The sequence below is a fragment of the Acinetobacter sp. YH12112 genome (assembly GCF_013418945.1).
Classification (GTDB): domain Bacteria; phylum Pseudomonadota; class Gammaproteobacteria; order Pseudomonadales; family Moraxellaceae; genus Acinetobacter; species Acinetobacter indicus.
In genome coordinates this window covers 1-25,899 of record NZ_VPBA01000015.1, presented here as the reverse complement: position 1 = coordinate 25,899, position 25,899 = coordinate 1, and the positions used below count along the sequence as shown (strand labels likewise).

Annotated in this window: 16 protein-coding genes and 2 pseudogenes; 13 read left to right on the top strand and 5 right to left on the bottom strand. The window is 41.1% G+C overall.

Annotated elements, in window-relative coordinates; genetic code table 11:
• Window positions 1–65: 65 nt before the first annotated feature.
• The 7 genes and pseudogenes from FTU50_RS07370 to FTU50_RS07340 all read left to right on the top strand — a co-directional run.
• Window positions 66–7,109 carry a hemagglutinin repeat-containing protein gene (locus FTU50_RS07370; RefSeq protein WP_179989050.1) on the top strand — a complete coding sequence of 2,348 codons (7,044 nt, stop codon included), beginning with the start codon at window positions 66–68 and terminating at the stop codon, window positions 7,107–7,109.
• A gap of 18 nt (window positions 7,110–7,127) precedes the next feature.
• A complete protein-coding gene (locus tag FTU50_RS07365) occupies window positions 7,128–7,748 on the top strand; it encodes a hypothetical protein (RefSeq protein WP_154320123.1) in 621 nt (206 codons plus the stop codon).
• 350 nt (window positions 7,749–8,098) lie between these two features.
• A complete protein-coding gene (locus FTU50_RS07360) occupies window positions 8,099–8,482 on the top strand; it encodes a transposase (protein WP_002114018.1) in 384 nt (127 codons plus the stop codon).
• Window positions 8,479–8,814: an IS66 family insertion sequence element accessory protein TnpB gene (tnpB, locus tag FTU50_RS07355; protein WP_004828548.1), complete on the top strand. Its 336-nt coding sequence runs from the start codon at window positions 8,479–8,481 to the stop codon at window positions 8,812–8,814. Before FTU50_RS07360 ends, tnpB begins: the two co-directional genes overlap by 4 nt.
• 74 nt (window positions 8,815–8,888) lie before the next feature.
• Window positions 8,889–10,331: pseudogene (locus FTU50_RS07350) on the top strand (IS66 family transposase); the annotation flags it as partial.
• Between the two features lie 575 nt (window positions 10,332–10,906).
• A complete protein-coding gene (gene ltrA / locus FTU50_RS07345; protein WP_005167203.1) occupies window positions 10,907–12,568 on the top strand; it encodes a group II intron reverse transcriptase/maturase in 1,662 nt (553 codons plus the stop codon).
• A 104-nt stretch (window positions 12,569–12,672) separates the two neighbouring features.
• A pseudogene (locus FTU50_RS07340) lies at window positions 12,673–12,900 on the top strand (transposase domain-containing protein); the annotation flags it as partial.
• Between the two features lie 114 nt (window positions 12,901–13,014).
• Here FTU50_RS07340 and FTU50_RS07335 read toward each other — a convergent pair.
• Both FTU50_RS07335 and FTU50_RS07330 read right to left on the bottom strand, forming a co-directional pair.
• On the bottom strand, window positions 13,015–14,469 hold the full coding sequence (locus tag FTU50_RS07335; RefSeq protein ID WP_026438532.1) for a SulP family inorganic anion transporter: 1,455 nt from the start codon (window positions 14,467–14,469) through the stop codon (window positions 13,015–13,017).
• A gap of 249 nt (window positions 14,470–14,718) precedes the next feature.
• Window positions 14,719–14,928 carry a hypothetical protein gene (locus tag FTU50_RS07330; RefSeq protein ID WP_004976362.1) on the bottom strand — a complete coding sequence of 70 codons (210 nt, stop codon included), beginning with the start codon at window positions 14,926–14,928 and terminating at the stop codon, window positions 14,719–14,721.
• Window positions 14,929–15,177: 249 nt separating this feature from the next.
• On the opposite strand from FTU50_RS07330, the gene FTU50_RS07325 reads away from it, so the two are divergent.
• The 3 genes from FTU50_RS07325 (at window position 15,178) to FTU50_RS07315 (ending at window position 16,711) form a co-directional block, all read left to right on the top strand.
• A complete protein-coding gene (locus FTU50_RS07325) occupies window positions 15,178–15,480 on the top strand; it encodes a type II toxin-antitoxin system RelE/ParE family toxin (RefSeq protein ID WP_154320144.1) in 303 nt (100 codons plus the stop codon).
• Complete coding sequence (locus tag FTU50_RS07320) at window positions 15,481–15,762, top strand: addiction module antidote protein (protein WP_000985610.1); 282 nt, start codon at window positions 15,481–15,483, stop codon at window positions 15,760–15,762. It abuts the gene before it with no gap.
• A 130-nt stretch (window positions 15,763–15,892) separates the two neighbouring features.
• Complete coding sequence (locus FTU50_RS07315; protein WP_032073151.1) at window positions 15,893–16,711, top strand: AraC family transcriptional regulator; 819 nt, start codon at window positions 15,893–15,895, stop codon at window positions 16,709–16,711.
• 27 nt (window positions 16,712–16,738) lie between these two features.
• Here the strand turns inward: FTU50_RS07315 and FTU50_RS07310 are convergent, their stop codons facing one another.
• A complete protein-coding gene (locus FTU50_RS07310) occupies window positions 16,739–17,335 on the bottom strand; it encodes a LysE family translocator (RefSeq protein WP_074163998.1) in 597 nt (198 codons plus the stop codon).
• A 426-nt stretch (window positions 17,336–17,761) separates the two neighbouring features.
• Here FTU50_RS07310 and FTU50_RS07305 point away from each other — a divergent pair, with 426 nt between their 5' ends.
• The 3 genes from FTU50_RS07305 to FTU50_RS07295 all read left to right on the top strand — a co-directional run bounded on the left by FTU50_RS07305 (window position 17,762) and on the right by FTU50_RS07295 (window position 23,654).
• Complete coding sequence (locus FTU50_RS07305) at window positions 17,762–18,925, top strand: efflux RND transporter periplasmic adaptor subunit (RefSeq protein ID WP_032073150.1); 1,164 nt, start codon at window positions 17,762–17,764, stop codon at window positions 18,923–18,925.
• Window positions 18,922–22,026 carry a multidrug efflux RND transporter permease subunit gene (locus tag FTU50_RS07300; RefSeq protein WP_270915313.1) on the top strand — a complete coding sequence of 1,035 codons (3,105 nt, stop codon included), beginning with the start codon at window positions 18,922–18,924 and terminating at the stop codon, window positions 22,024–22,026. Before FTU50_RS07305 ends, FTU50_RS07300 begins: the two co-directional genes overlap by 4 nt.
• Before the next feature lie 113 nt (window positions 22,027–22,139).
• Window positions 22,140–23,654: an MFS transporter gene (locus FTU50_RS07295; protein WP_032073148.1), complete on the top strand. Its 1,515-nt coding sequence runs from the start codon at window positions 22,140–22,142 to the stop codon at window positions 23,652–23,654.
• A 103-nt stretch (window positions 23,655–23,757) separates the two neighbouring features.
• On the opposite strand, the gene adeS is transcribed toward FTU50_RS07295, so the two are convergent.
• Together adeS and adeR are read right to left on the bottom strand one after the other, a co-directional pair.
• Window positions 23,758–24,864 (bottom strand): two-component sensor histidine kinase AdeS, encoded by a 1,107-nt coding sequence (gene adeS / locus FTU50_RS07290; protein ID WP_032073131.1) that lies wholly within the window; start codon window positions 24,862–24,864, stop codon window positions 23,758–23,760.
• Window positions 24,854–25,582, bottom strand: coding sequence for an efflux system response regulator transcription factor AdeR (gene adeR / locus FTU50_RS07285; RefSeq protein WP_032073130.1), 729 nt, complete (start codon window positions 25,580–25,582; stop codon window positions 24,854–24,856). Before adeR ends, adeS begins: the two co-directional genes overlap by 11 nt.
• Between the last annotated feature and the right edge of the window lie 317 nt (window positions 25,583–25,899).

Sequence of the window (25,899 nt, the reverse complement as noted above, 5' to 3'; positions counted from 1 at the left end):
AAAAATGAGCTCGTAGTATTAAAGCGAAAAAATCTCCCAAATAAAGACACATTGGTAATTGAAAAATGAATAAGAACTGCTATAAAACGATTTTTAGTCAAACCCGTGGTGAAATGATTGCTGTTGCAGAAAATGTCGCAGCTGCAGGACAAGCCTCAACACAGAATAATAAAGCGGTTGATCTTGAAACACCAGTCGTTGCTTCTGAAAAAAGTTTAGCTTTAAAAGTTCTTTCATTTTCATTGATGCTGATTACAGGCACTGCCCTGATCAATGCATCTATTGGTGTATCGCACAGCAATGTTGTTGCAGACTCGAATGCGGCAGGCAATCAGCGTCCAACGATATTGAACAGTGCCAATGGCACAACGCAGGTGAATATTCAAACCCCAAGCAAAGCTGGGGTATCGGTGAATCACTACCAGCAATTTGATGTGAATCAGAACGGTGTCATTTTAAATAACAGCCGCCAAAATACTCAAACGCAGCTTGGGGGTTATATCCAAGCCAATCCGTGGCTTGCAGGCGGTGAAGCCAAAGTCATTGTTAATCAGGTGAACGGCAGCAATCCAAGTCACTTAAATGGCTATGTAGAGGTCGGTGGACGTAAAGCAGATGTGATCATTGCCAACCAAGCTGGGATTAATGTCGATGGTGGCGGTTTTATCAATGCAGGTGGGGTGACTTTAAGTACCGCCAATCCGAATATTCAAAATGGACAAGTGACAGGTTATCAAGTCCGTGACGGGGTGATTAACATCACAGGTCAGGGCTTGGATGCCAGTAAAGCCGACTATACCCAGTTACTCAGCCGTGCTGCACAGATCAATGCGGGGATTTGGGCTAAAGAATTGACGGTGGTTGCTGGACAAAATGATATTGAAGTTAATCCGCAGGCTGGTGCGATACAGGCGGCTTCGGGGTTGGCAGGCACTGTGCCACAGTTTGCCATTGATACCAGTCACTTAGGCGGAATGTATGCGGGCAAAATCAGTTTAATCAGTACCGAACAAGGGGTTGGGATTAACAATGCAGGGCAAGTGTTTGCTTCAGCCGGGCATATTAAAATCAGTGCCAATGGCGAGCTGCAAAATAGCGGTGCAGTAGTTGCAGAAAATAAAGTCGATAGCACCCCAGCGAGTTTAAATCTTCAAGCAAAAGATTTAAACAATAATGGCAAGATATTAAGTCTAGGCGATCAACGCATTCAGGCTGAAAACGTCAACAATACCGGCCTCATTAATAGCCAAGGTTTAACTCGTATTGATGCCAGTCAAGGCATCCAAAACGTGGGTACAGGTCAAATCTATGGTGACCATATTGCCCTGCAAGCCGCGCATCTTCTCAATGCAGAACAGCAAACCAATGGCGATGTCAAAGCAGGCACGATTGCGGCACGTCAACGCTTAGATATTGCAGGCGGAAAAATTGAAAACCGAGAACAAGCCTTAATTGCCAGCGAAGGTGCGCTGACTGTTGGTGGACAACTCAATGCAAACCATATGGCAGAAGGCTCTGCCGCATTATTAGACAATGCCAGTGCACGTATTCAATCCGTGGGTGATATGTACTTAGGCGTGGATATTTTGACCAACCGAAATTTGCATTTCAGTTCAAGTGTCAAAGAAATACCAGAAACCCGCAAAGATGTGACCGCTTATCAAGGTGCTGGAAGCGCTGAAATTCTTGATTCATCGCATATTACAGGTCGTGGCAGTTATGACAGCATTTATCTGGATGGTCAAAAATATGAAGACTATACCCGATATATCTACAACCAGTACGAAACCCAACACTATGTGGATTCCAGTGCACCAGCGGAGATTATTTCAGGTGGCACACTGACGCTAAAAGGCCAAAGCCTGACCAATGACAAGAGCCAAATTCTAGCGACGAAAGGCATTAATATTGAACAAAATGAAGTGAATAATATTGATGCTGAGGGTGAGCATCGTGTGATTAAAACGGGGACATCACAGTATCACTATGTAGGTTGGAATACATTAGGTACAAGTAAACGAAGTAAGTGGAACAGTGTTAAACCCTATAATCCAGCTGATATCGTAACGCCAATAAAACTTGATGTGGTGAAATATGATGGTGCTCACCAAGGCACATTAAATGGTGATACCTCAGAACTCAGCTTACCGCTGCAATCCTTATACAGCGTTAATAAAGAAAATAATAACCGCCCTTTGATTGAAAGCAGCGATGCCTTTACCAATTATAAAAATTGGTTAGGCAGTGATTACATGCTGCAAATGTTCGCGACCAACCCACAAAATATGCAAAAACGTTTAGGGGATGGTTATTACGAGCAAAAACTGGTCAATGACCAAATTGCACAACTGACGGGTCAAGTTTATTTAGATGGTTATACGAACTTCGAGGATCAATTCAAAGCCTTGATGGATTCTGGGGTAAGTGCTGCCAAAGATCTTAATTTAAGTGTTGGAGTGAAGCTCTCAGAAGCACAGATTGCTCGATTGACCAGTGATATGGTGTGGCTGGTGACAGAAACCATTACCGTTGATGGCGAAAAAATCCAAGTCTTGGTACCGAAAGTGTATGTTGCGGTACAGTCGGGGGACTTAAACAACAAAGGTGCCTTGATTGCAGGCGAGACGGTCAATTTAAAACTGAGTGGGGATTTAAACAACCAAGGCAGTATTGCTGGACGCCAATTGGTGAGTCTTGAAGCCAATAACATTAATAACGTGGGTGGCTTAATACAAGGTCGAGATGTCTTTGCGACAGCACACACCGATATCAATAATATTGGTGGGACAATGACCGCCAATCAAATCCTTGCCCTTGATGCGGGCCGAGACATTAACAACATCACCACGACGATTAAAACTGAAAATAAGCACGGTTTAAGTGAATTTAGCGCTGAAAACATTGGCCGTGTTGCTGGGCTGTATGTACAAGATGCGGATGGTCAGCTGGTTGCCAATGCCAAGAATAATATCAATCTGACTGCATCAGATCTACAAAGCCAAGGTAGCATTGCGATCCAAGCGGGACAAGACCTGAATCTTTCTACGGTGAATGTCAGTCGCAGTGATTTAAGCTCAGCAGGTGACAAGGATCAGATTCTGAATGCTTCGAGTCGAGATGTAGGGACGCAGATTCAGGCGAAAGGAAATATTTCCCTGCAAAGTGGTGCCAATACTCAGATTAAAGCCAGCACCTTGAACAGTACGTCGGGCAATGTAGTGATTGATGCTGGACAAAATGTCTTGATCGAAAATGGACGAGATGAACGCAGTTCTCAGCTTGCAGCCCAAGAAAAAGGTGGCTTCTCTACAACAGATAAAAAAATCCAATCTTCGACCAGTCAATCGATTGCAACCGACATCCAATCGGGTGGCAATATCCTGATCAATAGCCAAACAGGAGATATTCAAGCCACGCACCTGCAAGCTGGTGCGAAAGACAGCATTCAAATTACGGCAAACCAAGGCAATGTAAAACTTTTGTCAGATATTGATACTGATATAAAGAGCACGGAAACAGCCAAGAAAAATACAATTCAATTTAAAAACCGTCAATCAGGATATATCGACGAAGATGTTGCACAAACACAGCTCAAAGCTGGCAAAAATGTTGATATCAATGCCGGTAAAAATATCGAGCTGCAAGCCAATGATATACAAGCTCAAGACAATATTTATATTGGCAATAAACAATTCGAACGCCAAGCGGATGGCAGTTTAAAATCCAAAGATGGTAATGCCCTGCCCGAAAATGTCAGTCTGACGACATTAGAAACCAATGATCAGCAATGGGATGAAACCCAAAAAGGTTATCGTGGCATTGCCAAAGACTTAATGAAAGTGACTGCTGTTGGCTTAGCGGGTATTGAGGCTTTAGCTCCGGGATTAAAAGCACCGAAGATCACGATCGGAGAATCATCGAGCACACGGACTGAGCAAAGAACACAAACAGGGACCGATCTTGGTGCCAATAATGTCTATGTGGGTTCAGCAGGTCAAACGACACTGACCAGTAGCAACATTGATGCACAGAACACGGTCTTAGCGGGCAAAAAAGTCACGCTCGATGCAGCAGAAGAACAACACAAAACTGTTACGTCAAACAGCAAAGAAACGGTACAAGGTCTTGGGGTTAAGCTGAATAAAGACAGCATTCGAGTGGGCGGCTTTGTACTTGAAGACGCAGAGAATACCGTTAAAACTACAGCCACAACGCATAAGTCAGGCAATATCAATACTGAAAATTTAACAATTCAAGGTGCAGAAGGTGTAGATATCCTCGGCCAAAATATCACAGCGACAGGTGATACGATCATTGATCATGGTCGAGGAAATCTTAACATAGGCGGTTATGAAAATAAAACCACCACAGAAGAAAAGACTCATACTGAAACCATCAGTACAGAAGTCGGCATTCGCAATGCCTATTTAGATGCAATCTTAGCGGTAGAAGCTGTTGCAGATGCAACTAAAGCCTTATCTAAAGCTAAAGATGATTATAGCCAAGCACAACGTGACTATGCAGCGGGTCGAATTACCAAAGGAGCCTTAGATGACAGCAAAGCCAATGTCGCAATGGCAACGGCCAATGTGGCAAGTGCACAGATTGCTGTAGGGGCAGCAGCCGCATCTGCGGCTGCAAGCAGTGCAACCTATGGCTTTACTATTGGTGCCAATGGTGAAAGGATTGAAACTACGACGACCACGAATACAGAACAAAGCCAATGGCAAGGTAGCAACTTAGATTTAAATAACCTTCAGCTTAAATCAGAAGGCCAAGACATCAATATCCAAGGCAGCCGAGTGAATGCAACAGGCACCACGACCTTTGATGGCAGCAAAGACCTCAATGTGACTGCAGGCGTCGAGCATAGTAAACAGGACAGCAATAGTAAAACCAATAGCCAAAGTGTGAGCTATACCTATGGCGGTGGCGGCAGTGCTTCAATAGGCAAGCAAACCAGCCAATCACAAAACGAAAGCCTCACCCACGTAAATAGTGAAGTTGTGCTGAATCGTACTGAAGGTGCAATAGACAAACTGAATATTCAGGGCGGTGAGGTTTCTATCGCTGACCGAGGTAATCTACAAGTAAATCAGATCCATGTAGAAAGCTTGCAGGATACAGAGACTAGCAGTAATAGCAGCAAAGGCGGAAATATTGGCTTAGGTTTTGGTTCTAACGGTAAAGCCAGCAATATCAGCGCTGGCTATAACCAAAGTAAGGGCAGCATTGACAGTGCATGGGTAAATGACACTAGTAAGCTGCTGATTGGCAATGCGCAGAACGATGCTGATCTAGATGCGATGGGTGTTAAAAATATTACCAGTATTGGTGGTGTGATTGCCAATGCGACGAAGAATGAAGACGGCACATTAACGGATCACGGTAAGCTGAACTATTCAGGCGAACTTGCGCTGAAAGACATAGAAGATCATAACTACAACAGTAGCAGTGGTTTTAATGTATCAACGACGATAGGCAAAACCACGAACAACAAAGATGGAGAAAAATCCAAATATCCAAACGGTTCAACCACCATTGGCCTTAACAGCAGTGGACAAGAAACAGAACAATTGACTAAGGCAACGATGGGTCAAGGGACTGTTGCAAATGCCTCAGACAGCACCAATCGGGACATTAATAATACGCAAGAAATTACTCGTGACCAAGTGACGGGCATGCTGGATGGTTCTGTGACGGTTGATCAGCGTTTACTGAGTAAGAGTGGACGGGCGGAGATTATTCAAGAGCAGAAGGAATTACCTGAAAATTTCCGTCAAAGTGCTGAAAATATTGTGAAGCAAATGCCTGAGGGAGAATATAAAGAGAAGGCTTTACAAAGTTTAAATAATATACAAGCAAAACTTTATAGTTTACCAGCAGATTTTGAGGGTTTAGAGGAATATGGGCAGCAAGTTGCAGGGGAGCTATTGAAAAATGGTCTTGAAATTAAAGAGGTCGAAAAGATTATAGATACAGATAATTATTGGTATGCAATTCAAAAATTATCTGCTGTCCAAGAACAATTAGATATTTTGAGTCAGAATGGTAGTGGCATTGAACAGATTCTTAATTCTGAGCTCTCTAAAGAGCAACCAATAGTCAACTCAAACTCCTTAATTAGTATATTAGCTGAAAATACAGATAGTTCTCTTGCTGTAAAAGAAACGGATTTACTAGGTTTTAAATTTTTACATGCGGCAGCAGAAATTAGTAAAAATATAGAAAAAATTTCTGTAGATAGTGGTGTTGACATTGAAAAAATACAACTTGCTGCTAGCGTGTTGTTAGGAGGGCCTGTAAAAGCAACAGCAGGATATATAGTTAATCAATTTAGTGGAGAATATATTGATTATGCTACAAATGCGGTATCAGATCATTTAGTAAAATCACTCTACGGACTTTCAGATGGTCTATATGATGATTGGAGTCGGTCTGAAAAAATTAGTGAGTTGAAACAGCTTGGACTAAGCGATGATGATTTTCAACGAAGTCTTAATTATGCGGAATCACTGCAAAATGCAAAGCTAGGTGCTACTTTTATTGTTGGTATAGCTGCTGAGACACTAATTTCAGGGAAAGGAAAAGCTAAAAATAGTGATGAAATATCAGTAAAACCTACTGTTCCTGATTATGTTACTCGTAATGATCATGATTTTTCTGCTACAGAAAATTATAAAGGTAAACCAAAAGCTTACATAAATGACAAAGGTGATTTGGTTGCTGCAAACCCTGAAGGAACAGGATCTGTTCAATCTCATATTAGAGGTGGTAATTCTGAGAATACACCATACATTTCAACAAGTGATCCAGCAATAGCTATTGATTCTAAAAATTATGGTGGTGAGCAAATTAAGATTGATACGAAGCGATTGCAGGAAGATATTGATGCAGGTAAGATTTCTGGTAGTCAGATTGTGACACATACCGAAGTTAGAAAGGAATTACAATCTAAAGTCGATGCAGCTCAGGCGAAATATGATCGTAATCCTAGTAAAAAAAATCGAGATAAATTAAGAGATGCAAATAAAGATTTGAATCATGCTATTAGAGATGGGGAATGCTTAATCAAAGGTTGTGTTCCATCAGAATACATAAAGAAATAGTTTGTAAGGAGTATAGAGTTGGAACAGAAGATTATAGACTTATTAAATGAGATTCCTGATAGTGTCAATTATACAGATATAGCAGAGGACTTAGATGCTGAAGATATTTCAGTTAGCCGTATAGAACAGTTAAGAGAATTATTAACAAATTCGGATGACTATATTGTATTCCAAGCTGCTAAATTGTTGACATTTTGGGGAGATGATTATGGTTTTAATGCTTTAACTGCATTATTTGAAAACAATAAATTAAATGGTTTTATTGATCATAGGCTAAATGGTTATGATGATACATTGCAACATGTTCTTAGAGCATTTATTCGTTATTGGGCTGATAAATCTGACCATGGTCTAGGTACCTTAACAAGAAAAAAATTGTTTCCATATATTGTCAAAATAATAGAGCTTGCTAATACTCAACCTTTTGGAATAGATTCTTTATTTGGTTTAATAATCGATGAGGACTTCAAAGAATATATTCCATTTTTAAAAGAACATTTAATTTCAATCATTGATCATCCAGAAATACATGGTTGGAAAATTCATGATGTTATTGAGTTATTTTTAAAAATTGAACCTGATTTTGTATATAAATTATTGGATGAAAAAGGAAAGACGTTAAAGGATTTTAATTTTTGAAATTAATGTATCGACCAGTATTGGTATTCCACAAAAGGGAACTAAAGAAGCTTCTACAGCTCCAAAAGGTTCAACGACCATTGGTATCAATAGCAGCGGGCAAGAAACAGAACAACTGACCAAGGCAACCTTAGGTCAAGGTACTGTGACGAATGTGAAAGATACGGTAATCCCCCCTAAAAATAATAGGATCTAAAAGTAGAATTTTCTCTTAAGATACGAGCAGGAGATTCTGCATGAAAACATCTAAATTTACTGATAGTCGTAAGCGTCCGCTGAACACACCTTCTGAATTCATCCTATAAGCCTTAATTTAGTCCCCACTTAGAAACAAGTGGGGACTTAAATTTATGACTACAAATAATCAGACATCCATCGCATCTCTTGCGAAAAAACGAAGAACATACAGTGCTGAATTTAAACAGCAGATCGTTCAGGCTTGTAAAGCACCGGACGTTTCAATTGCTTCAGTCGCTTTGCAACATGGATTGAATACAAATCTTGTATCCAAATGGATTCGCTTAATTGATGCTAAGCCAGGGAGTGATCGCTCACCACTACCGAATAAACCTGCATTTATTGCCTTATCTTGCTCTGCACCATTAGATCCTACTCCTACTGACATGTTAAAAGTTCAAATTACTTTACCCCACTCAAAAGCAGAAATTGGCTTGAAATGGCAAGTATCAGAAATACCTGCCTTGGCAGAATTACTCAAGGTGCTGGCAACATGATCCGTATCGATGAAATCTGGCTTTCTACCCAACCTCTGGATATGCGAGCAGGGATGGATACTGTCATGGCTCAGGTGGTGAGAGCCTTTGGCTACATTAAACCGCATTGTGCTTACCTGTTCTGTAATAAACGTGGCCATCGCATGAAAGTGCTGGTACATGATGGACTGGGCATCTGGCTGTGTGCCCGGCGGCTGGAACAGGGAAAATTCCACTGGGCTAAAGTTCACCAGGGTGAAAGCGTAGCTCTCAACCCGGAACAGTTACAGGCATTAATCCAGGGTTTGCCTTGGCAGCGCATTGGACGACAGCAGGTGGTCACGATGCTCTAAACCAAGCTCGGCTATTCTGCTATCCTCCAAACGTTCTATTTCATTCTTCTCATGACCTCAGGCATACTGCGGTCATGAATACGCTGCCAGATTTAAGCCAACTGACCCATGAACAACTGCTGGAATTCACCCGGCAGTTGGCGATGCAGCATCAACAACTCGCAGAAGATAAACAACAATTAGATGCTCAAGTTCAACATCTGGAAGTATCAAATCAACAATTAGATGCCAAAGTTCAACATCTTGAAGTCACCAATCAGCAATTAGATTCTAAAGTTCAGCATCTTTCTATTCTCAATCAAAAATACGAGCATGAACTGGCGCTGTTTAAACAGCATAAATTCGGCAGTAAAAACGAACATCTCACCGCAAAACAAATCCATCTGTGGGATGAGGCGGTCGAAGAAGATATCGCAGCCGTTGATCTGGAATTAGAACGATTAAATGCAGATAAAACCCATGCAGCGACACACAAAGCCAAAGCAAATAAACCTAAACGTCGACTGCTGCCCGATCATCTACACACCATCCGTATTGAGCATGAACCTGCATCAACCCAATGCAGTTGTGGCTGCCAACTCCGTCGTATCGGCGAAGATATCAGTGAAAAACTGCATTTCAGACCGGCACAGTTCTACAAGGAACAGCATGTCCGTGGCAAATGGGTCTGTGATCAGTGTGACACCCTGACTCAGCAAGCGATGCCTGCCTATGTGATTGATAAAGGCATTGCTTCACCTGAACTGCTCAGCCATGTGCTGGTATCGAAGTATGCCGATCATTTGCCGCTGTACCGTCAACGTCTGATCTATCAGCGGGCGGGAATCGAGCTTTCTAGATCAACGTTATCTGACTGGATAGGTCGCTGCGGTGTAGAACTGGAGCCTCTGGCCAATGCCTTAAAAGAGGTGGTACTACAACAGCAGGTGCTGCATGCAGATGAAACACCGGTCACCATCATGCGGATGGGTGAGAATGATAAAAAACCGAAGAAAGGTTATGTCTGGGCCTATGCCACCACACAGTACAATCCAGTTCAGGCGGTGATCTATGACTTTCAGGATAGTCGTTCAGGCCAGCATGCTGAAGAGTTCTTGAAAGGCTGGCAGGGCTATCTAGTCTGTGATGATTACAGTGGTTATAAAGCACGTTTTAAATCAGGTCAGGTGATTGAGGTGGGCTGCATGGCCCATGCACGTCGTAAATTCCATGAACTGCATGTAACTGGGAAAAGTCAGGTTGCTGAACAGGCATTAGTGCTGATTCAGAAACTGTATGCGATAGAAGCCGAACTCAGGAAAAAGACCGATGGTACAGCGGAAGACCGCCGCGAATACCGACAACAGCATAGTCAACCAGTGATGCAACAACTATATGAATGGCTCAACCAACATCATCTGACAGTGCCATCGAGTTCTCCTACCGCCAAGGCGATCAATTACACTCTGAAGCGTTGGCCAGCCTTAAGCCGCTATCTGGATGATGGCAATCTACCGATTTGCAATAACTGGGTGGAAGTGCGACACGAAGTCGCTTAATGAAGTTGTTCCCCCTGCGGGAACCACCCGTGTCACCGGGTGAATCTAGAAGGCTGAATAAAGAGCGCCTTCGACAATGTAACGAGGCACCGCAAGGTGCGGGGTATCAATCGTGAGAGGCGTACCCTTCTGGCAGCCATAGCCGGACAAGGGCTAGATAATCGGTATGGTGAACACATGTGAATCTGCGTAACGATCGTTAAGTTGAACGAGCGGAAATGGCTGATACGCTCGAACCAAAACGGTAATGGAGGTGGGAATTGCGTCTTTCTACTACGCATTCGTGACCCATACGCCTCCCGGTCGATAGCAGGCACCTAAGCCGATGTACTTCAGTAAGCGGAACGTGGAAATCCCGTATTACCCCCATTGGGAAAGCAGTTTGCAAAAACTGCCCATGGTGATGCGGGCGAAGGAACGAGGAAAAAGCGAATGCCAGTCTGTAATGGGTTGGATAGAGGTTGAAACATTACCTCACGCGAAAGCGGGCTGACGTCCTTATGGTCTCTCATCACAAGAGAGTGTGTAGAACCCTTTTAATGGAGGGAGAGCAAATGAACGCAGCAGTATCAGCGTGTGCGCCTTCCAGCACATCGTGGGACAGCATCGATTGGATTGCTGTACAGCGTCATGTCAGAGGGCTGCAAGCGCGTATTGTGAAGGCGGTACAAGACGGCAGGCATAACAAGGCGAAAGCTTTGCAATGGCTGCTGACTCACTCGTTTAGTGGCAAAGCATTGGCCGTCAAACGAGTGTCTGAAAACAAAGGCAAAAACACGGCTGGGGTCGACAAGGTGACTTGGAATACACCCAAGGCCAAGACCGGTGCGATGATGTCGTTGAAGAGGCGAGGTTACACGCCCCTTCCGCTTCGGAGAGTCCTTATTCCGAAGAAAAATGGCAAGATGAGACCTCTCGGGATACCCACGATGAAATGCCGGGCCATGCAGGCGCTCCATCTGCTGGCTTTGGAACCCATCGCGGAGACCATCGCTGATCGGAACTCTTATGGGTTCAGACCGCAACGCTCAACCGCGGATGCTGCAGCACAGTGCTTTGGTGTGCTGTCAAGAAAAGTAAGTGCGGAGTGGGTGCTAGAGGGTGACATTCAAGGCTGTTTCGACAATATCAGCCATGACTGGATGATCGCCAACCTCCCAATGGACAAGGTGATTCTACGGAAATGGCTCAAAGCCGGTTACGTCTACCAAAGCAAGCTGTTTCCCAGTCTTTCCGGAACACCGCAAGGAGGTATTATCTCCCCGGTGCTGGCCAACATGACCTTGGACGGACTGGAAACGATGCTGGCTAAGAGGTTCTCTAACGCCAAATGGACAGGCAAAAAGCTGCAACTGGTACGGTATGCGGATGATTTCATCATCACGGGGTATTCTAAAGAGTGGCTCGAAAATGAAGTTCGTCCTGCCGTGGTTGAATTTCTGGCGCAGCGCGGTCTCGTGCTCTCTCAGGAAAAGACCAAAATTACGCACATAGGGAATGGGTTCGATTTTCTTGGCTGGAACGTACGTAAGTACAACGGCAAGCTACTGATCAAGCCGTCAAAGGCAAACATCAGCGCTCATCTTGACAAGCTGCGAGCATTAATCAATGCAAACAAAGCGACACGACAGGCCACTTTGATCGGTTTGCTCAACCCGATTCTAAGGGGTTGGGCCAACTATCATAGTCATGTCGTTGCCAAGAAGGTTTTCAACCAGGTAGACAACGCAGTGTGGGAAATGCTCTGGCGATGGGCTGTACGTCGCCACCCTCGCAAGACACTCCGATGGGTCAAAGATCGGTATTTCAAAGTACAAGGAGCGCGTCGATGGGTGTTCTCATGTGATGAACAGTCCGCCGATGGTCGGAAGCGACAATACACATTAGTGTCTGCCTCGGACACGCCAATTGTGCGACATATCAAGATCAAGGCTGCTGCTAACCCTCATGACCCCGCATGGGATGAGTACTTCGAATCCCGATGGGGTAAAAGAATGCTGGTCTCCGCAAAGGGGCGAGCCAAGCTGTATCGGGTGTGGCTAAAACAAGGTGGTCGCTGCTGCGCCTGTCTTAAACCAGTCACCAAAGATACACCATGGCACAGCCGTCATATTGTGAAGCTAAGTCATGGTGGAACGGATGCAGTTGCTAATCTTGAGATTTACCATCTGTATTGTCCAAGGAGTGTTCAATTTGCCAATGTCAACGATGTATAACCGGGTGCCGAATGGCGCCTTAGCAGAGGCTTGAGCCGTGTGCTGGGAAACTCGCATGCACGGTTCTTAGGGGGTTGGACGTAGGTAACTGCGTCTGACTACCCGACAACCAGATGCGCCCCTGGGCGTTGGGACGTAAGAACTGGTTATTTGCAGGTTCGCTGCGCAGCGGTCAGCGAGCAGCCAATATTATGACATTAATCCAGTCAGCAAAGCTGAATGGGCTGGATCCCTATGCCTATTTAAGTGATGTGCTGAAAAGGCTGCCGACACATAAAGTGACTCAGATTGAAGAATTGCTACCACACCGCTGGAAACCTGAACCGAATTAAAAAATAGGCATGGAGTTCAGCGGACGCTTACGCTAAAGGCTCCCATTTTTAGATTCGTATAAGGTGTATTATGTTAATTTTAGAAATTCTATATAAATATAGAATTTTTAAAACTTAAATTCTGGCATGTGTCCCATACTTATCAATCATGATCGAACTGGCTTCATTTAGACCACGTACTGTGACATTCGCACCATTCTTTTGAAATTTATTTACAACAGAATCAAGCATGGCGACTGATGTTACATCCCAAATGTGAGAATGGGTCAAATCAATAATCACCTCCTTTACATCCTCTTTAAAGTCAAAACCTTGCATGAATTTTTCAGAAGAACTAAAGAAGATCTGACCTCTCAACTCATATAAACGGGCCATTCCTTCAAAAGATGCTGTCACCTGGATATCATTTTCAAGTTTATTCGCCAGGAACAAGGCTGAAAGTAATACGCCTGTTAACACACCCAAAGCCAGGTTATGCGTAGCAACAACTACAATCACCGTCGCAATCATGACGATATTACTACTCTTAGGATTATCTTTTAACTGAGTGACAGAACTCCATTCAAAGGTACTGATAGAGACCATTATCATTACCGCTACCAATGCAGCCATTGGAATCACTTTGAGCCAGTCGCTGATAAATACAACCAGAATAAGAAGAAAAATGCCCGCAGAGAATGTTGATAAGCGTGTAAGGCCACCTGATTTTACGTTAATCATAGATTGACCAATCATTGCACAACCGGCCATGCCACCCATAAAGCCAGAAGCAATATTCGCAATCCCTTGTCCCTTACATTCCTGATATTTATCACTTGGCGTATCAGTCATTTCATCCACGATAGTTGCTGTCATCATCGATTCAAGTAAACCTACAGCCGCCAGTGCGACTGAATAAGGCAAAATAATCATCAATGTTTCAATATTCAAAGGAATATCTGGAATCAAGAACATTGGAAGTGTGTCAGGTAAAGACCCCATATCGCCCACGGTCCGTACATCAATTCCTAAAGCGATTGCCAATAATGTGATTGCAATGATGCAGACTAGTGGAGAAGGGAGTAATTTTCCTAATTTGGGAACCAGAGGGAATAGATAAATAATTGCTAAACCTAAAGCAACAAAAGCATATACATGCCAGGTCACATTAATCAGTTCAGGCAATTGAGCCATGAAAATTAAGATCGCTAACGCATTTACGAATCCAATAACCACAGATTTAGATACAAACCGCATTAACTTGGCGAGCTTTAAATAGCCTGCCAATATTTGAATCACGCCTGTCAAAATTGTTGCTGCCAGCAGATATTCAAGCCCATGCTCTTTGACCAATGTGACCATAAGCAGCGCCATTGCACCAGTGGCTGCTGAAATCATGGCAGGACGACCACCTACGAAAGAAATCACGACGGCAATACAGAAGGATGCGTATAGACCAACTTTAGGATCTACACCTGCAATAATTGAAAATGCGATGGCTTCAGGGATGAGTGCAAGACCGACGACTAATCCGGCAAGTACATCCCCACGGATGTTAGAGAACCACTGTTCTCGGACATTAGATAACATAAACATAGCCTGTTTTTTAATTTTTCAGATAGGCTAGTGATGTGATATATACAACACACAAACGACTACACCACATCACTAGACAGTGATGAGTTATTTACAGATTTAAGACGATAAATAAACTTAAGGTGGCGTAAGTGTCATAAGATGAAAGAACGTTTTAGAGTAAAAAAATCAGGACAAGGGTAACAGCTAGGTACTTTTTTATAAAGCCTGGATGTTATATCCAAGCTTTGTTTAATCGGTATTTTATGAAGCTTTTGGCTCCCCAAGTAATTGACCTATTTCCAAACGTGTATAGCCACGTTCTTTAAAAATCAAAACAATAGCCTGTTTATAATCTTCAGAAGTAGAAGTCTTATACTTAGTTATCAGTTGATTTTCAGAATTCAGCTCAAGATCATTTTTGATGGTCAATACTTCGCTAGAGATCTTGTTAAAGATATTTAGGTTAAACATACAGGCACTCGTCATCCGTATTATAGCGGCCCGACTATAACGAATACCTGTCTTAGCTACGCTAGACACCCTTGGCCGCAAGGATTACAAATTAAGAAAAATTCCGCAAGTTTTTGTCTATTGAAAGAATAAATAATCTCCCAACTGCTATCTATTTAACATAATGGTGGTTATACGAAATTCTGTTGTAGCCCCATACATTCAAGTTTATTTCTTGCATGAATGTATCCTATAGGATACATTACTCTTATGTACTCAATATATACCACTGAAGTCTTTGATGACTGGTTTACTAAGTTAAAAGACCTGCAGGCAAAAAGACGTATACAAGTCCGAATTGATCGGGTTGAAGATGGAAACTTTGGAGATACTGAACCAGTAGGTGAAGGTGTTTCTGAATTACGTTTCTTCTTTGGACCTGGCTACAGGATCTATTACTGTAAGCAAGGGCAAAGGGTCGTTATTCTTTTAGCAGGCGGAGACAAGTCTACGCAAAGTAAAGATATAAAACTTGCCCTACAATTAGCACAAGATTTAGAGGAGGAGCTGTAAATGGCTATCAAACTTCGCAAATGGGACAGTGCTGAACATCTTAAAACAGAAGAAGATATGCAAGCTTACCTACAAGCCTGTATCGATGAATCTAATGGTGATGCGGCATTCATTGCAAAAGCTTTAGGTAATATTGCTAAAGCTAAAGGAATGGCTCAATTATCAAGAGACACTGGTTTAGGTCGAGAAAGTCTTTATAAAGCACTTTCTGGCGATGTAAATCCAAGCTTTGATACTGTTATTAAAGTCGTAAAAGCACTGAATTTACGCTTAGCAATTTAAAAAAAACTAGTAAAAAAGGGAGCTTTAAGCTCCATTTTTCATTTCAACTTCGTATAACGTGTATTATGTTAATTTTAGGAAAAGTGAAAAATAATCTACAATAGAATCTACGAAAAATTGGCCATCAATTATGCCTGATTTCTCCAGTGGAAATAATTGGATTGTGAGATCCCCCACTCAAAATCATAAATTAGAAAGAATTGAAGCATTTCTTTCCAATTATGCTTATAAACCTCACCGACATGATACTTATGCTATTGGCAGGACTCTTTCCGGAGTTCAAAACTTTCATTACAAAGGTACATTGCAACATAGCTTGCCAGGCATGACTATGGTTCTACACCCGGATGAAAAGCATGATGGTGAATCAGGAACATTAGATGGCTATCGCTATAGAATGATTTACATCGAACCAGCGATGATCCAAACCATTTTAAAGGGTAAACCTTTGCCTTTTATCAGACATGGCTTAAGTAATGATATTCGCCTGTTTAGGGCAATGGATAGCTTTCTAAATAATATAAATAATTATATGGATACCCTAGAAGAGGAAGATGCTCTATTTGATTTGGCAACTACACTGTGTGAAATTTCAGATACTTCATCTAACCAAAACAAAAAATTTGACTACAAGGCAGCAGAGAGAGCGCGTGAGTGTATTTTGGCGTATCCACATGAAAACTTAAGTTTGTCAGATTTAGAGAAACATGCTGATCGTGACCGCTGGAGCCTTTCTCGTGATTTCCGATTATTATTTGGAACTAGCCCACACCGTTATATGATCATGCGTCGCTTAGAAACAGTTAAGTTCTACCTTGCTCAAGGGGAGTCTATTGTTAATGCTGCTTTAAATGCAGGCTTTTTTGATCAGAGTCATATGACCAGACATTTTATAAAAACATTTGGTTTAACTCCCACTCAATGGAAAATGATAAATATTAAAAGATAGCCGTTCGATTTGAACGGCTAATTTGTCCTACAGCAGATTTATTCCATTAAGAAAATCTTTGAACATAAAAAGCCCTGATAAAATCAAGAGTATACCCATCAGCTTATTTAGCCGATTAAACCAGATAGGATTAGCAATTTTGTTGCCTAATACTTTTCCAACCAGAGCATAGGTGAATGGTGCGCCAACAGCACCAAGTGAAATCAGTAAAGAAACTATCAAGATCATGATTCCTGTGATTTTGGCTGCAGGGTACATAATTGTCGTAACAGGTAGAATGACGAGAATGGCTTTTGGATTTAATAACTGAATAAATAAGCCATTTAAGAATGTTAGATGGCTTTCTTGCTGTTGAGTTGTTTCTACATTCGCCCTAATCATTTTTATAGCCAAGTAGAATGTATAAATTGCACCCGCTAAAGCAATATAATGAATCAATCCATGTGGAATAACAGCTTCACCTATATAGCCAAACAATACGAATAAGATCAACATGGCGAAACCAATGCCTAGGTAAAATCCTATAGTCTTTTTTAATTGACCTGTAAGGCCAGAATTTAGCCCCATAAAATTTACAGGGCCTGGGCTATACATAACGCTTAATGTATAAAGAAATATTTCCACAGAGTTCACTCAATTAGATAGCAATAAACATCAAAGAGAGAACGGTATCGAGTTATAGGCCTTAAAGATTGTACGTTTGTGCTGAACTAATTAAAAATTTCTATTTAACTTATGTTCACCTAAAGTTCACTTCATAAGTGTATAAAGAAACTATGTATTGTATTTTCAATTGCTTATATAAATATTAGTCTTGGTTTAGAATTTTAAAGTTCATGAACTATGAGAAAAAACTAAGATACGATCAAAATTGTAGAACAACAAAATTATTTATACTAATTTACAAGCCACGCTGTTTAAGCGTGTCATTAAAAAATAAATCTTTTAATCTCTCCACACAATCTCCACACAATCTCCACACAACATCAGCAATTCATAAACACTGCTATTTCAAAATAGTAGTATCTAAAACCCCCCCTCTGAAAAAGCATGTCAACACATTATCATTTAATAGGTTCAATACTTATTACAACTGTACTTTTAATCGGCTGTACACAAGCCAAAGATGCTGAACAGTCCCCAACAGAAATGCCACCAGCGGTTGTCAGTACCATCACGGTATTACCGCATTCCATGAATTTAATTGAAAATCTTCCAGGCCGTGTTGTCGCTTACCGTATTGCTGAAATTCGCCCGCAAGTAGGTGGAATTGTTGATAAAGTACTTTTTAAGCAAGGCTCTTATGTGCAAGCAGGTCAACCGCTTTTTAAATTGAATTCTGAAATATTTCAGGCAGATGTAAAAAGCAATCAAGCCACTTTAAACCGTGCACAAGCTGAGGTGACACGTTTGCAGGTGCTGTTAAAACGCTACACTGAATTAGTAAAAGTAAATGCGGTTAGTCAGCAGGAATACAACAATACCGAAGCAGATTATCAAAAAGCAAAAGCCGATGTGGCGCAAATGCAAGCCATGTTAAGCAGACAACAACTTAATCTTAAATATGCGACTGTTACAGCCCCTATCTCGGGAACGATTGGTGAAATCTTAGTGACTGAGGGTGCATTAGTTGGTCAAGGTGATACTAATGCAATGGCCGTAATACAACAGATTAATAAAGTCTATGTTGATGTAAAGCAATCAATTAGTGATTATGAAAAACTACAGGAAGCTTTACAGCAAGGTGACGTGTCAAATACCAAACATACGGTTGAAATCCTAAATAGTCAGGGTAAACCTTATAACGTTACAGGTGAAATCCTATTTTCGGATACTAAAGTTGATCCTGATACGGGTGATGTCACAATCCGTATTTTAGCCAATAATGAAAATCAAAAACTTTTGCCAGGCATGTATGTTCGAGTCAATATGAGCCGAGCTCAAGTTGAAAATGCGCTCCTAGTTCCAGAACAAGCGATTCAACATGATATTAGTGGTAAAGCCAATGTTACGATTGTTAATCAAAAAGGTTTAGCGCAAAGCAAGCCTGTTCAGCTTGGTCAACGTTATCAAAATAACTATGTGATCAAACAAGGGTTACAAGCAGGTGAGAAAGTCATTGTTGAAGGGGCTGATCGTATACAGCCTGAGCAAAAATTAAAAATTAAGCAGTGGCAACCTACAAATATTAAGGAAAATGGAGGACAGCAATAATGTCCCAATTTTTCATTAGGCGTCCTATTTTTGCATGGGTGATTGCTTTATTTATTATTCTGTTGGGTGTACTAAGCATCCCCAAGTTACCTATTGCACGATTCCCAAGTGTTGCGCCACCACAGATTAGTATTACGGCAATCTATCCAGGTGCTACGCCAAAAACATTGAATGATAGTGTTGTGACCTTGATTGAGCGGGAAATGTCAGGTGTCAAAAACTTACTTTATTACAGTTCAAGTTCAGATAGTTCTGGAACAGCAACAATCACCGCAACATTTAAACCAGGTACAGATGTAGAACTTGCACAAATTGATGTGCAAAACAAAATTAAAGCCATTGAGTCACGCTTACCTCAAACAGTGCGACAACAAGGGCTGATGGTCGATGCTGCGTCGTCTGGTTTTTTAATGATGGTGGGCTTAAGTTCACCGAATGGCAAATATAGTGAAATTGATGTCAGTGACTATATGACTCGCTATGTGATTGAAGAATTAAAGCGGGTTGACGGTGTTGGTAAAGTCCAAAATTTTGGTGCTGAAAAAGCCATGCGGATTTGGGTCGATCCAGATCGTTTGGTTTCTTATGGATTGAGTATTCAAGATGTGAATACAGCCATCCAAAACCAAAACTTGCCGATATCACCAGGTCGTATTGGTGATGTTCCTGCTTTGACGGGGCAACAAATTACTATTCCTTTAACTGCTCAAGGTCAATTAGAAACTGTAGAGCAATTCAAGAAAATTAGTTTACGTGCTCAACAAAATGGCGCCAATGTTCGACTGTCGGATGTCGCTCGTGTCGAAATCGGGGCACAGATGTATAACTTTGCGATTTTAGAAAATGGCAAAGCCTCTACAGCTGTGGCGATACAAATGAGTCCTGGTGCCAACGCTGTCAAGACTGCAGAAGGTGTTAAAGCGAAAATTGAACAGTTAGGTTCAGCACTGCCTGATGGTATGAAATTCTCTATACCTTACGACACTGCACCTTTTGTAAAAATCTCGATTGAAAAAGTAATCATGACATTGCTTGAAGCTATGGCATTAGTTTTTATTGTCATGTTTATCTTTTTACACAATGTTCGATACACCTTAATTCCGGCGATTGTTGCACCGATTGCATTGCTTGGCACATTCTCAGTCATGCTGCTTGCTGGTTTTTCGATTAATGTGCTGACCATGTTCGGTATGGTGCTTGCGATCGGGATTATTGTCGATGATGCGATTGTGGTCATTGAGAATGTTGAACGCATTATGGCGACAGAAGGCTTATCTCCAGTTGAAGCCACATCTAAAGCCATGAAGGAAATTACCAATCCGATTATTGGCATCACCTTAGTGTTAGCCGCTGTATTCTTGCCGATGGCATTGGCGTCAGGCTCAGTGGGGATTATCTATCGTCAGTTCACCATTACCATGTCGGTTTCAATTTTATTCTCAGCTTTCCTTGCACTGACATTAACCCCTGCGTTATGTGCAACGATGTTAAAACCGATTGATCAAGACCATCAGAAAAAGGGTGTTTTTGCATCGTTTGATCGCAGTTTTGAGAAGCTGAACAATCGCTATGAACGCAGTTTATTTAAAGTAATTAAACATAAAACCCTCGCAATGTTATGTTTCTTAGGCATTGTCATTGTGCTGATTTTTAGTTTTAAACACGTTCCGACTGCGTTTATGCCAGAAGAAGATCAGGGGTGGTTTATGACTTCGATTCAACTTCCTGCGGATGCAACTCAAGAACGTACCCGTAAAGTCGTTGCTGAGTTTCAAAATTATTTAGACCAAGAAACGGGGATTAAAGACAATATGGCGGTCTTAGGTTTTGGTTTTAGTGGATCTGGTCAGAATACAGCGATGTATTTTACCAATCTATTGCCATTCGAAGAGCGTACTATTACGGCACAAGAAGTCGTGAATAATGCCAATATAGCGATGGCTGAAAGTTCAGAAGGTCAAACCATGTCTGTGTTACCACCAGCAATTGATGAATTGGGTAACTCATCTGGTTTTTCACTGAGATTATTAGATCGTGGCAATATTGGCATGCCTGCTTTAAGAGAAGCACAAGATCAGCTTTTAGCATTAGCAGCACAAAGTAAAATCGTGGCGGAGGTCTATCCTGAAGGTTTGCCAGATGGCAGTTCTGTACAGCTTAAAATTGATAGAGATAAATTGCAGGCATTAGGTGTTAATTTCAGTGATGTGACCGATATTATTTCAACCTCAATGGGTTCGATGTATATCAATGATTTTCCAAATCATGACCGTATGCAGCAAGTCATTGTGCAACTTGATGCCAAATCACGCATGAGTATTGAAGATATTCTTCAGATTAAGGTGAACAGTCAAAGCGGTAAATTGGTTTCAATGTCTGAAATAATTACTCCAATTTGGCAACATTCCCCACAACAATACAATCGTTACAACGGTCGTCCATCATTGAGTATTTCTGGCAGTCCAGCAGCAGGTATATCTTCAGGACAAGCCATGACTGAGATGGAAAATTTGATTGAACAACTTCCGAAAGGTGTGGGTTATGAGTGGACTGGGATTTCTCTAGAAGAAAAACAGTCGGAATCACAAACCTTGTTTTTATTACTGTTGTCGATGTTAGTCGTTTTCCTTGTCTTGGCAGCGCTTTATGAAAGCTGGTCAATTCCATTCTCTGTGATGCTAGTTGTCCCTCTAGGGTTGATTGGCGCCTTTTTAGCAGTAATGTTACGTGGTATGCCAAATGATATTTTCTTTAAGGTCGGCATGATCACGATTATTGGTCTATCTGCAAAGAATGCTATTTTGATTGTTGAGTTTGCAAAAGCACTAAGAGAAGAAGGAATGGGTTTAGTGGAGGCAACCGTTGCAGCCGCTAAATTGCGCTTACGTCCAATCCTAATGACATCTTTGGCATTTACCTGTGGCGTTATTCCTTTAGTCATTGCCAGTGGCGCTAGTTCTGAAACTCAAAAAGCGATTGGTACAGGCGTCTTTGGCGGCATGATCAGCGCAACAATTCTAGCTGTTATTTTTGTACCGATTTTCTTTATTGTCGTCATGAGCATGGTTGAGAAATTCTCGAAACGTAAAGCGGCACATTAAGCATCAAAACTGAGAATAAAAGCTGTGGGTTAACGAGTTTAGCCCACAACAAATCTTTCATTTACATCTTTATTTCAGAATTGATTTAATAAACCATCAATATAGGTTTAATCATGAAAGCTACCAATCTTGATCCGAAACGCTGGTGGATATTGCTCGCTGTCGTGCTTGCATTTCTGCCGATTGTGATTGATATGACTGTACTGCATGTTGCGGTTCCCTCATTAACCCAATCGCTGAGTGCCACAAGTAACCAAGTCTTATGGATTATTGATATTTATCCATTACTTATGGCTGGACTTTTAGTTCCGATGGGAACTTTGGCTGATCGAGTCGGCAATCGTAAGATTCTGCTGATTGGCTTGGTTATATTTGGAATTGCCTCAGTCCTTGCGGCATTTTCCCAAACGGCTTCTATGCTGATTGCCGCACGTGCTTTATTAGCATTAGGCGGTGCCATGATTATGCCCTGTGTATTGGGTATTATTCGCAGAACCTTCGAAGACAGTCGCGAACGTGCCATTGCGCTGGGTATTTGGGGCACAATCGGATCAGCCGGTGCCGCCATTGGACCGCTCATTGGTGGGGGATTGTTAGAATATTTCTGGTGGGGTTCAGTTTTCCTGATTAACGTCCCAATCATGCTGGTTGTCGCACCAATGTGCTATTTCTTATTGTCCCGAAAAGAAGCTATAACCCCTGGACATTGGGCATTTGGTCAAGCGCTATTGCTGATTGTCGGTTTGATTTCGTTTGTATATGCACTAAAAGCAGGCTTAGGCGGTAAACAGTCGTTGTTGATTGTCTTGCCTTTGGTCGTTTTATCTATCGGCTTATTAACCATATTTGTACGCAAACAGCTGAATTCTCCTCAGCCGATGCTAGATCTTTCGCTATTTTCACGTCCTGCTATTTTAGCCGGCATTATTATGGCAATGGTTGCTGCAGGCGCTTTGGCAGGGGTTGAGTTAACTTTGGCAATGGAGCTGCAATATGTCATTCGTTTAACACCGCTGCAAGCCGGTCTTTTTATGGTTCCGATTATGGTTGCGGCCGCTATTGGCGGGCCTATTGCTGGTTTTTTATCCAATAAATTTGGACTCCGTCTGGTTGCGACCATGTCATTAATATTGGCAGCAATTGCGTTGGTCAGTTTGAGTTATTCAGATTTTCATCATCCGGGAATCATCGTTCCCTTTATTTTAGCTTCGATTGGATTAACACTGAGTATTGGTTTAACAGCTTCATCCATTGCGATCATGGGCTCAGTACCTGCAGAAAAGGGCGGTGCGGCAGGTTCACTTGAAAGTACAGGTTATGAACTGGGTACAGGACTAGGTATTACTTTATTTGGTGTTTTCATGGCCTATATATTTGGCAGTCATCTTCAAGTGCCGTCAGATTTAACTGCTGTTTTAGCAGAAAAAGCCAGACTTTCGATTGGTGATACCTATTTAGTGGCGAGCCAGTTACCCGTTGAACAAGGTACAGCATTGATTAACGCAGGTAAAATTGCCTTCAGTTCAGCTCATGTTAATTTATTATTAACAGCAGGGATTATCATCGGGATACTCTCCATTGTGGTATTTTTTATGCTAGCTAAATATCGAGATGAGAATTCATTGTGATGAAATTTATTTGAGGATCATCAAACAGAATGGTTAAGTTCAGACATCAATTTATCTTAAATTTATGGTTTAAATTAAGCCGTATTAATCTGAACTTAACACATTATAAATGAGTTGATGTCTTACGATTTAGTTGAATAGTAAAACAGCTGCCACCTAAGTTTTTGGATTTAGAATAATAAATATGACCTTGGTGTGCTTCAATAATTGCATCAATCACTGCCAAGCCTAATCCAGTACCGCCATCTAGACATGATCTAGAGTCTTCCAGTCGATAGAAGGGTTTGAACAGGTGTTTAAGATGCGATTCATCAATACCAGGACCTTCATCTTCAAACGTCAATACCCAATGTTCTGCTGTGGTTACAGATGTAATATTTATTTTTCCAGCATTCGAATATCTTAGAAAGTTAGAGAACAATGCAATAAAGACCTGTTCCATCCTTCTTATATCAACGCAAACCAATTTATCCGTCAAATTTAAAACAATAGTTAAACCTTTAACATGAAACCGTTCATTAAACATCTGCAGACATTTTTCAATACTATTTTTTAAATTGGTCTTTTCTAGTTCTAATCGTAATTGTTTATTTTCAATAAGTGTCAGTGTCCGTAAATCTTCCACAAGGTAAGATAAGCCTTCGACTTGGTTCAATAAGCTTAGGTGTAAAGCTTTATCGGCAATAAATATACCATCGACAATACCTTGCAAGCGACCTTGTAATATTGTCACAGGTGTTCGTAATTCATGTGCAATTGCAGCATTCCAAACAGTTGAATTCTTAACTGATACTTCAAGTTGGTTTGCCATTTCATTGAAGTTCTCAATAAGAGACTTGATTTCATGTGGAATATCATGATGTGGCTGTTTAATTCTGAGTGCTAAATTGCCTTGTTGAATTTGTTGAATAACATCTGCTAAATCACTAATTGGCTGTGTATAGCGTTTTCCATATTTAAAGGCGAGGATAGTAGAAAGAAAAAAGCCTGTTAATAGCACTAAAAACAGCCAGATAAAGTCAACGGAGGTAACTGAAAATTCATTTGAATTAATAACTTGTGTATTTAGAAAACCTATTTTTATCGCCCAGCTATAAACAAAATAGCCAATCATGAAAGATAACAGCGTAATGCCTAAATTGAATAGGCTCATCATGATAATAAACTGGAAGTTAATTCCAACAGAATTTTTAAAAAAGTTAAATTTCATGATTTTGATCTAAGCGATACCCCACGCCACGGACATTGATTAATAAGCCATTTACATCATTTTCTTCAAGTTTTTTGCGTAATTTGCTGATATGGCTATCTACAGTGCGATCTAAAGCATCACTTTCAGGCATACAGTTTTGGATCAATTCATTACGTGTAAAGACTTTATTCGGTGTTTTTGCCATCAAAAACAGTATCTTATACTCAGTTAACGTAAGGTTGAGCAACTGATTTCTTTGACCATTTGAAATGTAAACTTGATGATGATCTGGATTAATTTCAATATTTCTATAACGAATAATATTAGTTATTTCCATATTTTGGCTTGTACTTCGTCTAAGTACGGCTTGTATTCGTGCAATCACTTCGTTTGGGTTAAATGGCTTAATAATAAAGTCATCAGCACCCATTTTTAGCCCCATGATCTTATTCACTTGATCATCTAAGGCAGTCAGCATAATGACAGGTAAATGACTTGTTTGACGGATGATTTGTAGAATTTCCCAGCCATTTAGTTTGGGTAATTTAATATCAAGGAGAATCAGGTCGATAGAGTTGGCTTTTAGGCACTCTAAAGCTTGTTGTCCATCCAATGCACGGATGACCTGCATGTTTTCATTTTTTATGTATTTTTCAAGAATGTCACCAATATCATAATCATCTTCTACAACGAGAATGACGCTGTTTTCGAAGCTGTGCTGTAGATTTGGATACATATATTTTATCTTAGATGAAGTAGCTATGCATTTTAACATTTAATTGTGTAATGGAGATGATTAGACGAGCAGTCATTTATATTTGTAATTGAGGGGTGACATATAATAAAATTCGTTGCATATCAGTATTAATGAACAAAATGTCAATTATCATTCATTTAACATAATGGCTGTTATACGAAACGAGAGTTGTAACTCCAAAATAGAAATGTCCGGTTTCTCCAAAGTAAAAATGTCCGCTTTTAGAATATGCGCTGTTGCAATTTTCTTAGCGGACGGTTTGATATGTTGGTGTCTATGTCGGATAAAGAACTTAA

Coding starts and splice junctions, on each gene's coding strand:
- FTU50_RS07370 (WP_179989050.1), top strand. CDS start 66: ATGAATAAGAACTGCTATAAAACGATTTTTAGTCAAACCCGTGGTGAA.
- FTU50_RS07360 (WP_002114018.1), top strand. CDS start 8,099: ATGACTACAAATAATCAGACATCCATCGCATCTCTTGCGAAAAAACGA.
- tnpB (WP_004828548.1), top strand. CDS start 8,479: ATGATCCGTATCGATGAAATCTGGCTTTCTACCCAACCTCTGGATATG.
- ltrA (WP_005167203.1), top strand. CDS start 10,907: ATGAACGCAGCAGTATCAGCGTGTGCGCCTTCCAGCACATCGTGGGAC.
- FTU50_RS07335 (WP_026438532.1), bottom strand. CDS start 14,469: ATGTTATCTAATGTCCGAGAACAGTGGTTCTCTAACATCCGTGGGGAT.
- FTU50_RS07330 (WP_004976362.1), bottom strand. CDS start 14,928: ATGTTTAACCTAAATATCTTTAACAAGATCTCTAGCGAAGTATTGACC.
- FTU50_RS07325 (WP_154320144.1), top strand. CDS start 15,178: ATGTACTCAATATATACCACTGAAGTCTTTGATGACTGGTTTACTAAG.
- FTU50_RS07320 (WP_000985610.1), top strand. CDS start 15,481: ATGGCTATCAAACTTCGCAAATGGGACAGTGCTGAACATCTTAAAACA.
- FTU50_RS07315 (WP_032073151.1), top strand. CDS start 15,893: ATGCCTGATTTCTCCAGTGGAAATAATTGGATTGTGAGATCCCCCACT.
- FTU50_RS07305 (WP_032073150.1), top strand. CDS start 17,762: ATGTCAACACATTATCATTTAATAGGTTCAATACTTATTACAACTGTA.
- FTU50_RS07295 (WP_032073148.1), top strand. CDS start 22,140: ATGAAAGCTACCAATCTTGATCCGAAACGCTGGTGGATATTGCTCGCT.
- adeS (WP_032073131.1), bottom strand. CDS start 24,864: ATGAAATTTAACTTTTTTAAAAATTCTGTTGGAATTAACTTCCAGTTT.
- adeR (WP_032073130.1), bottom strand. CDS start 25,582: ATGTATCCAAATCTACAGCACAGCTTCGAAAACAGCGTCATTCTCGTT.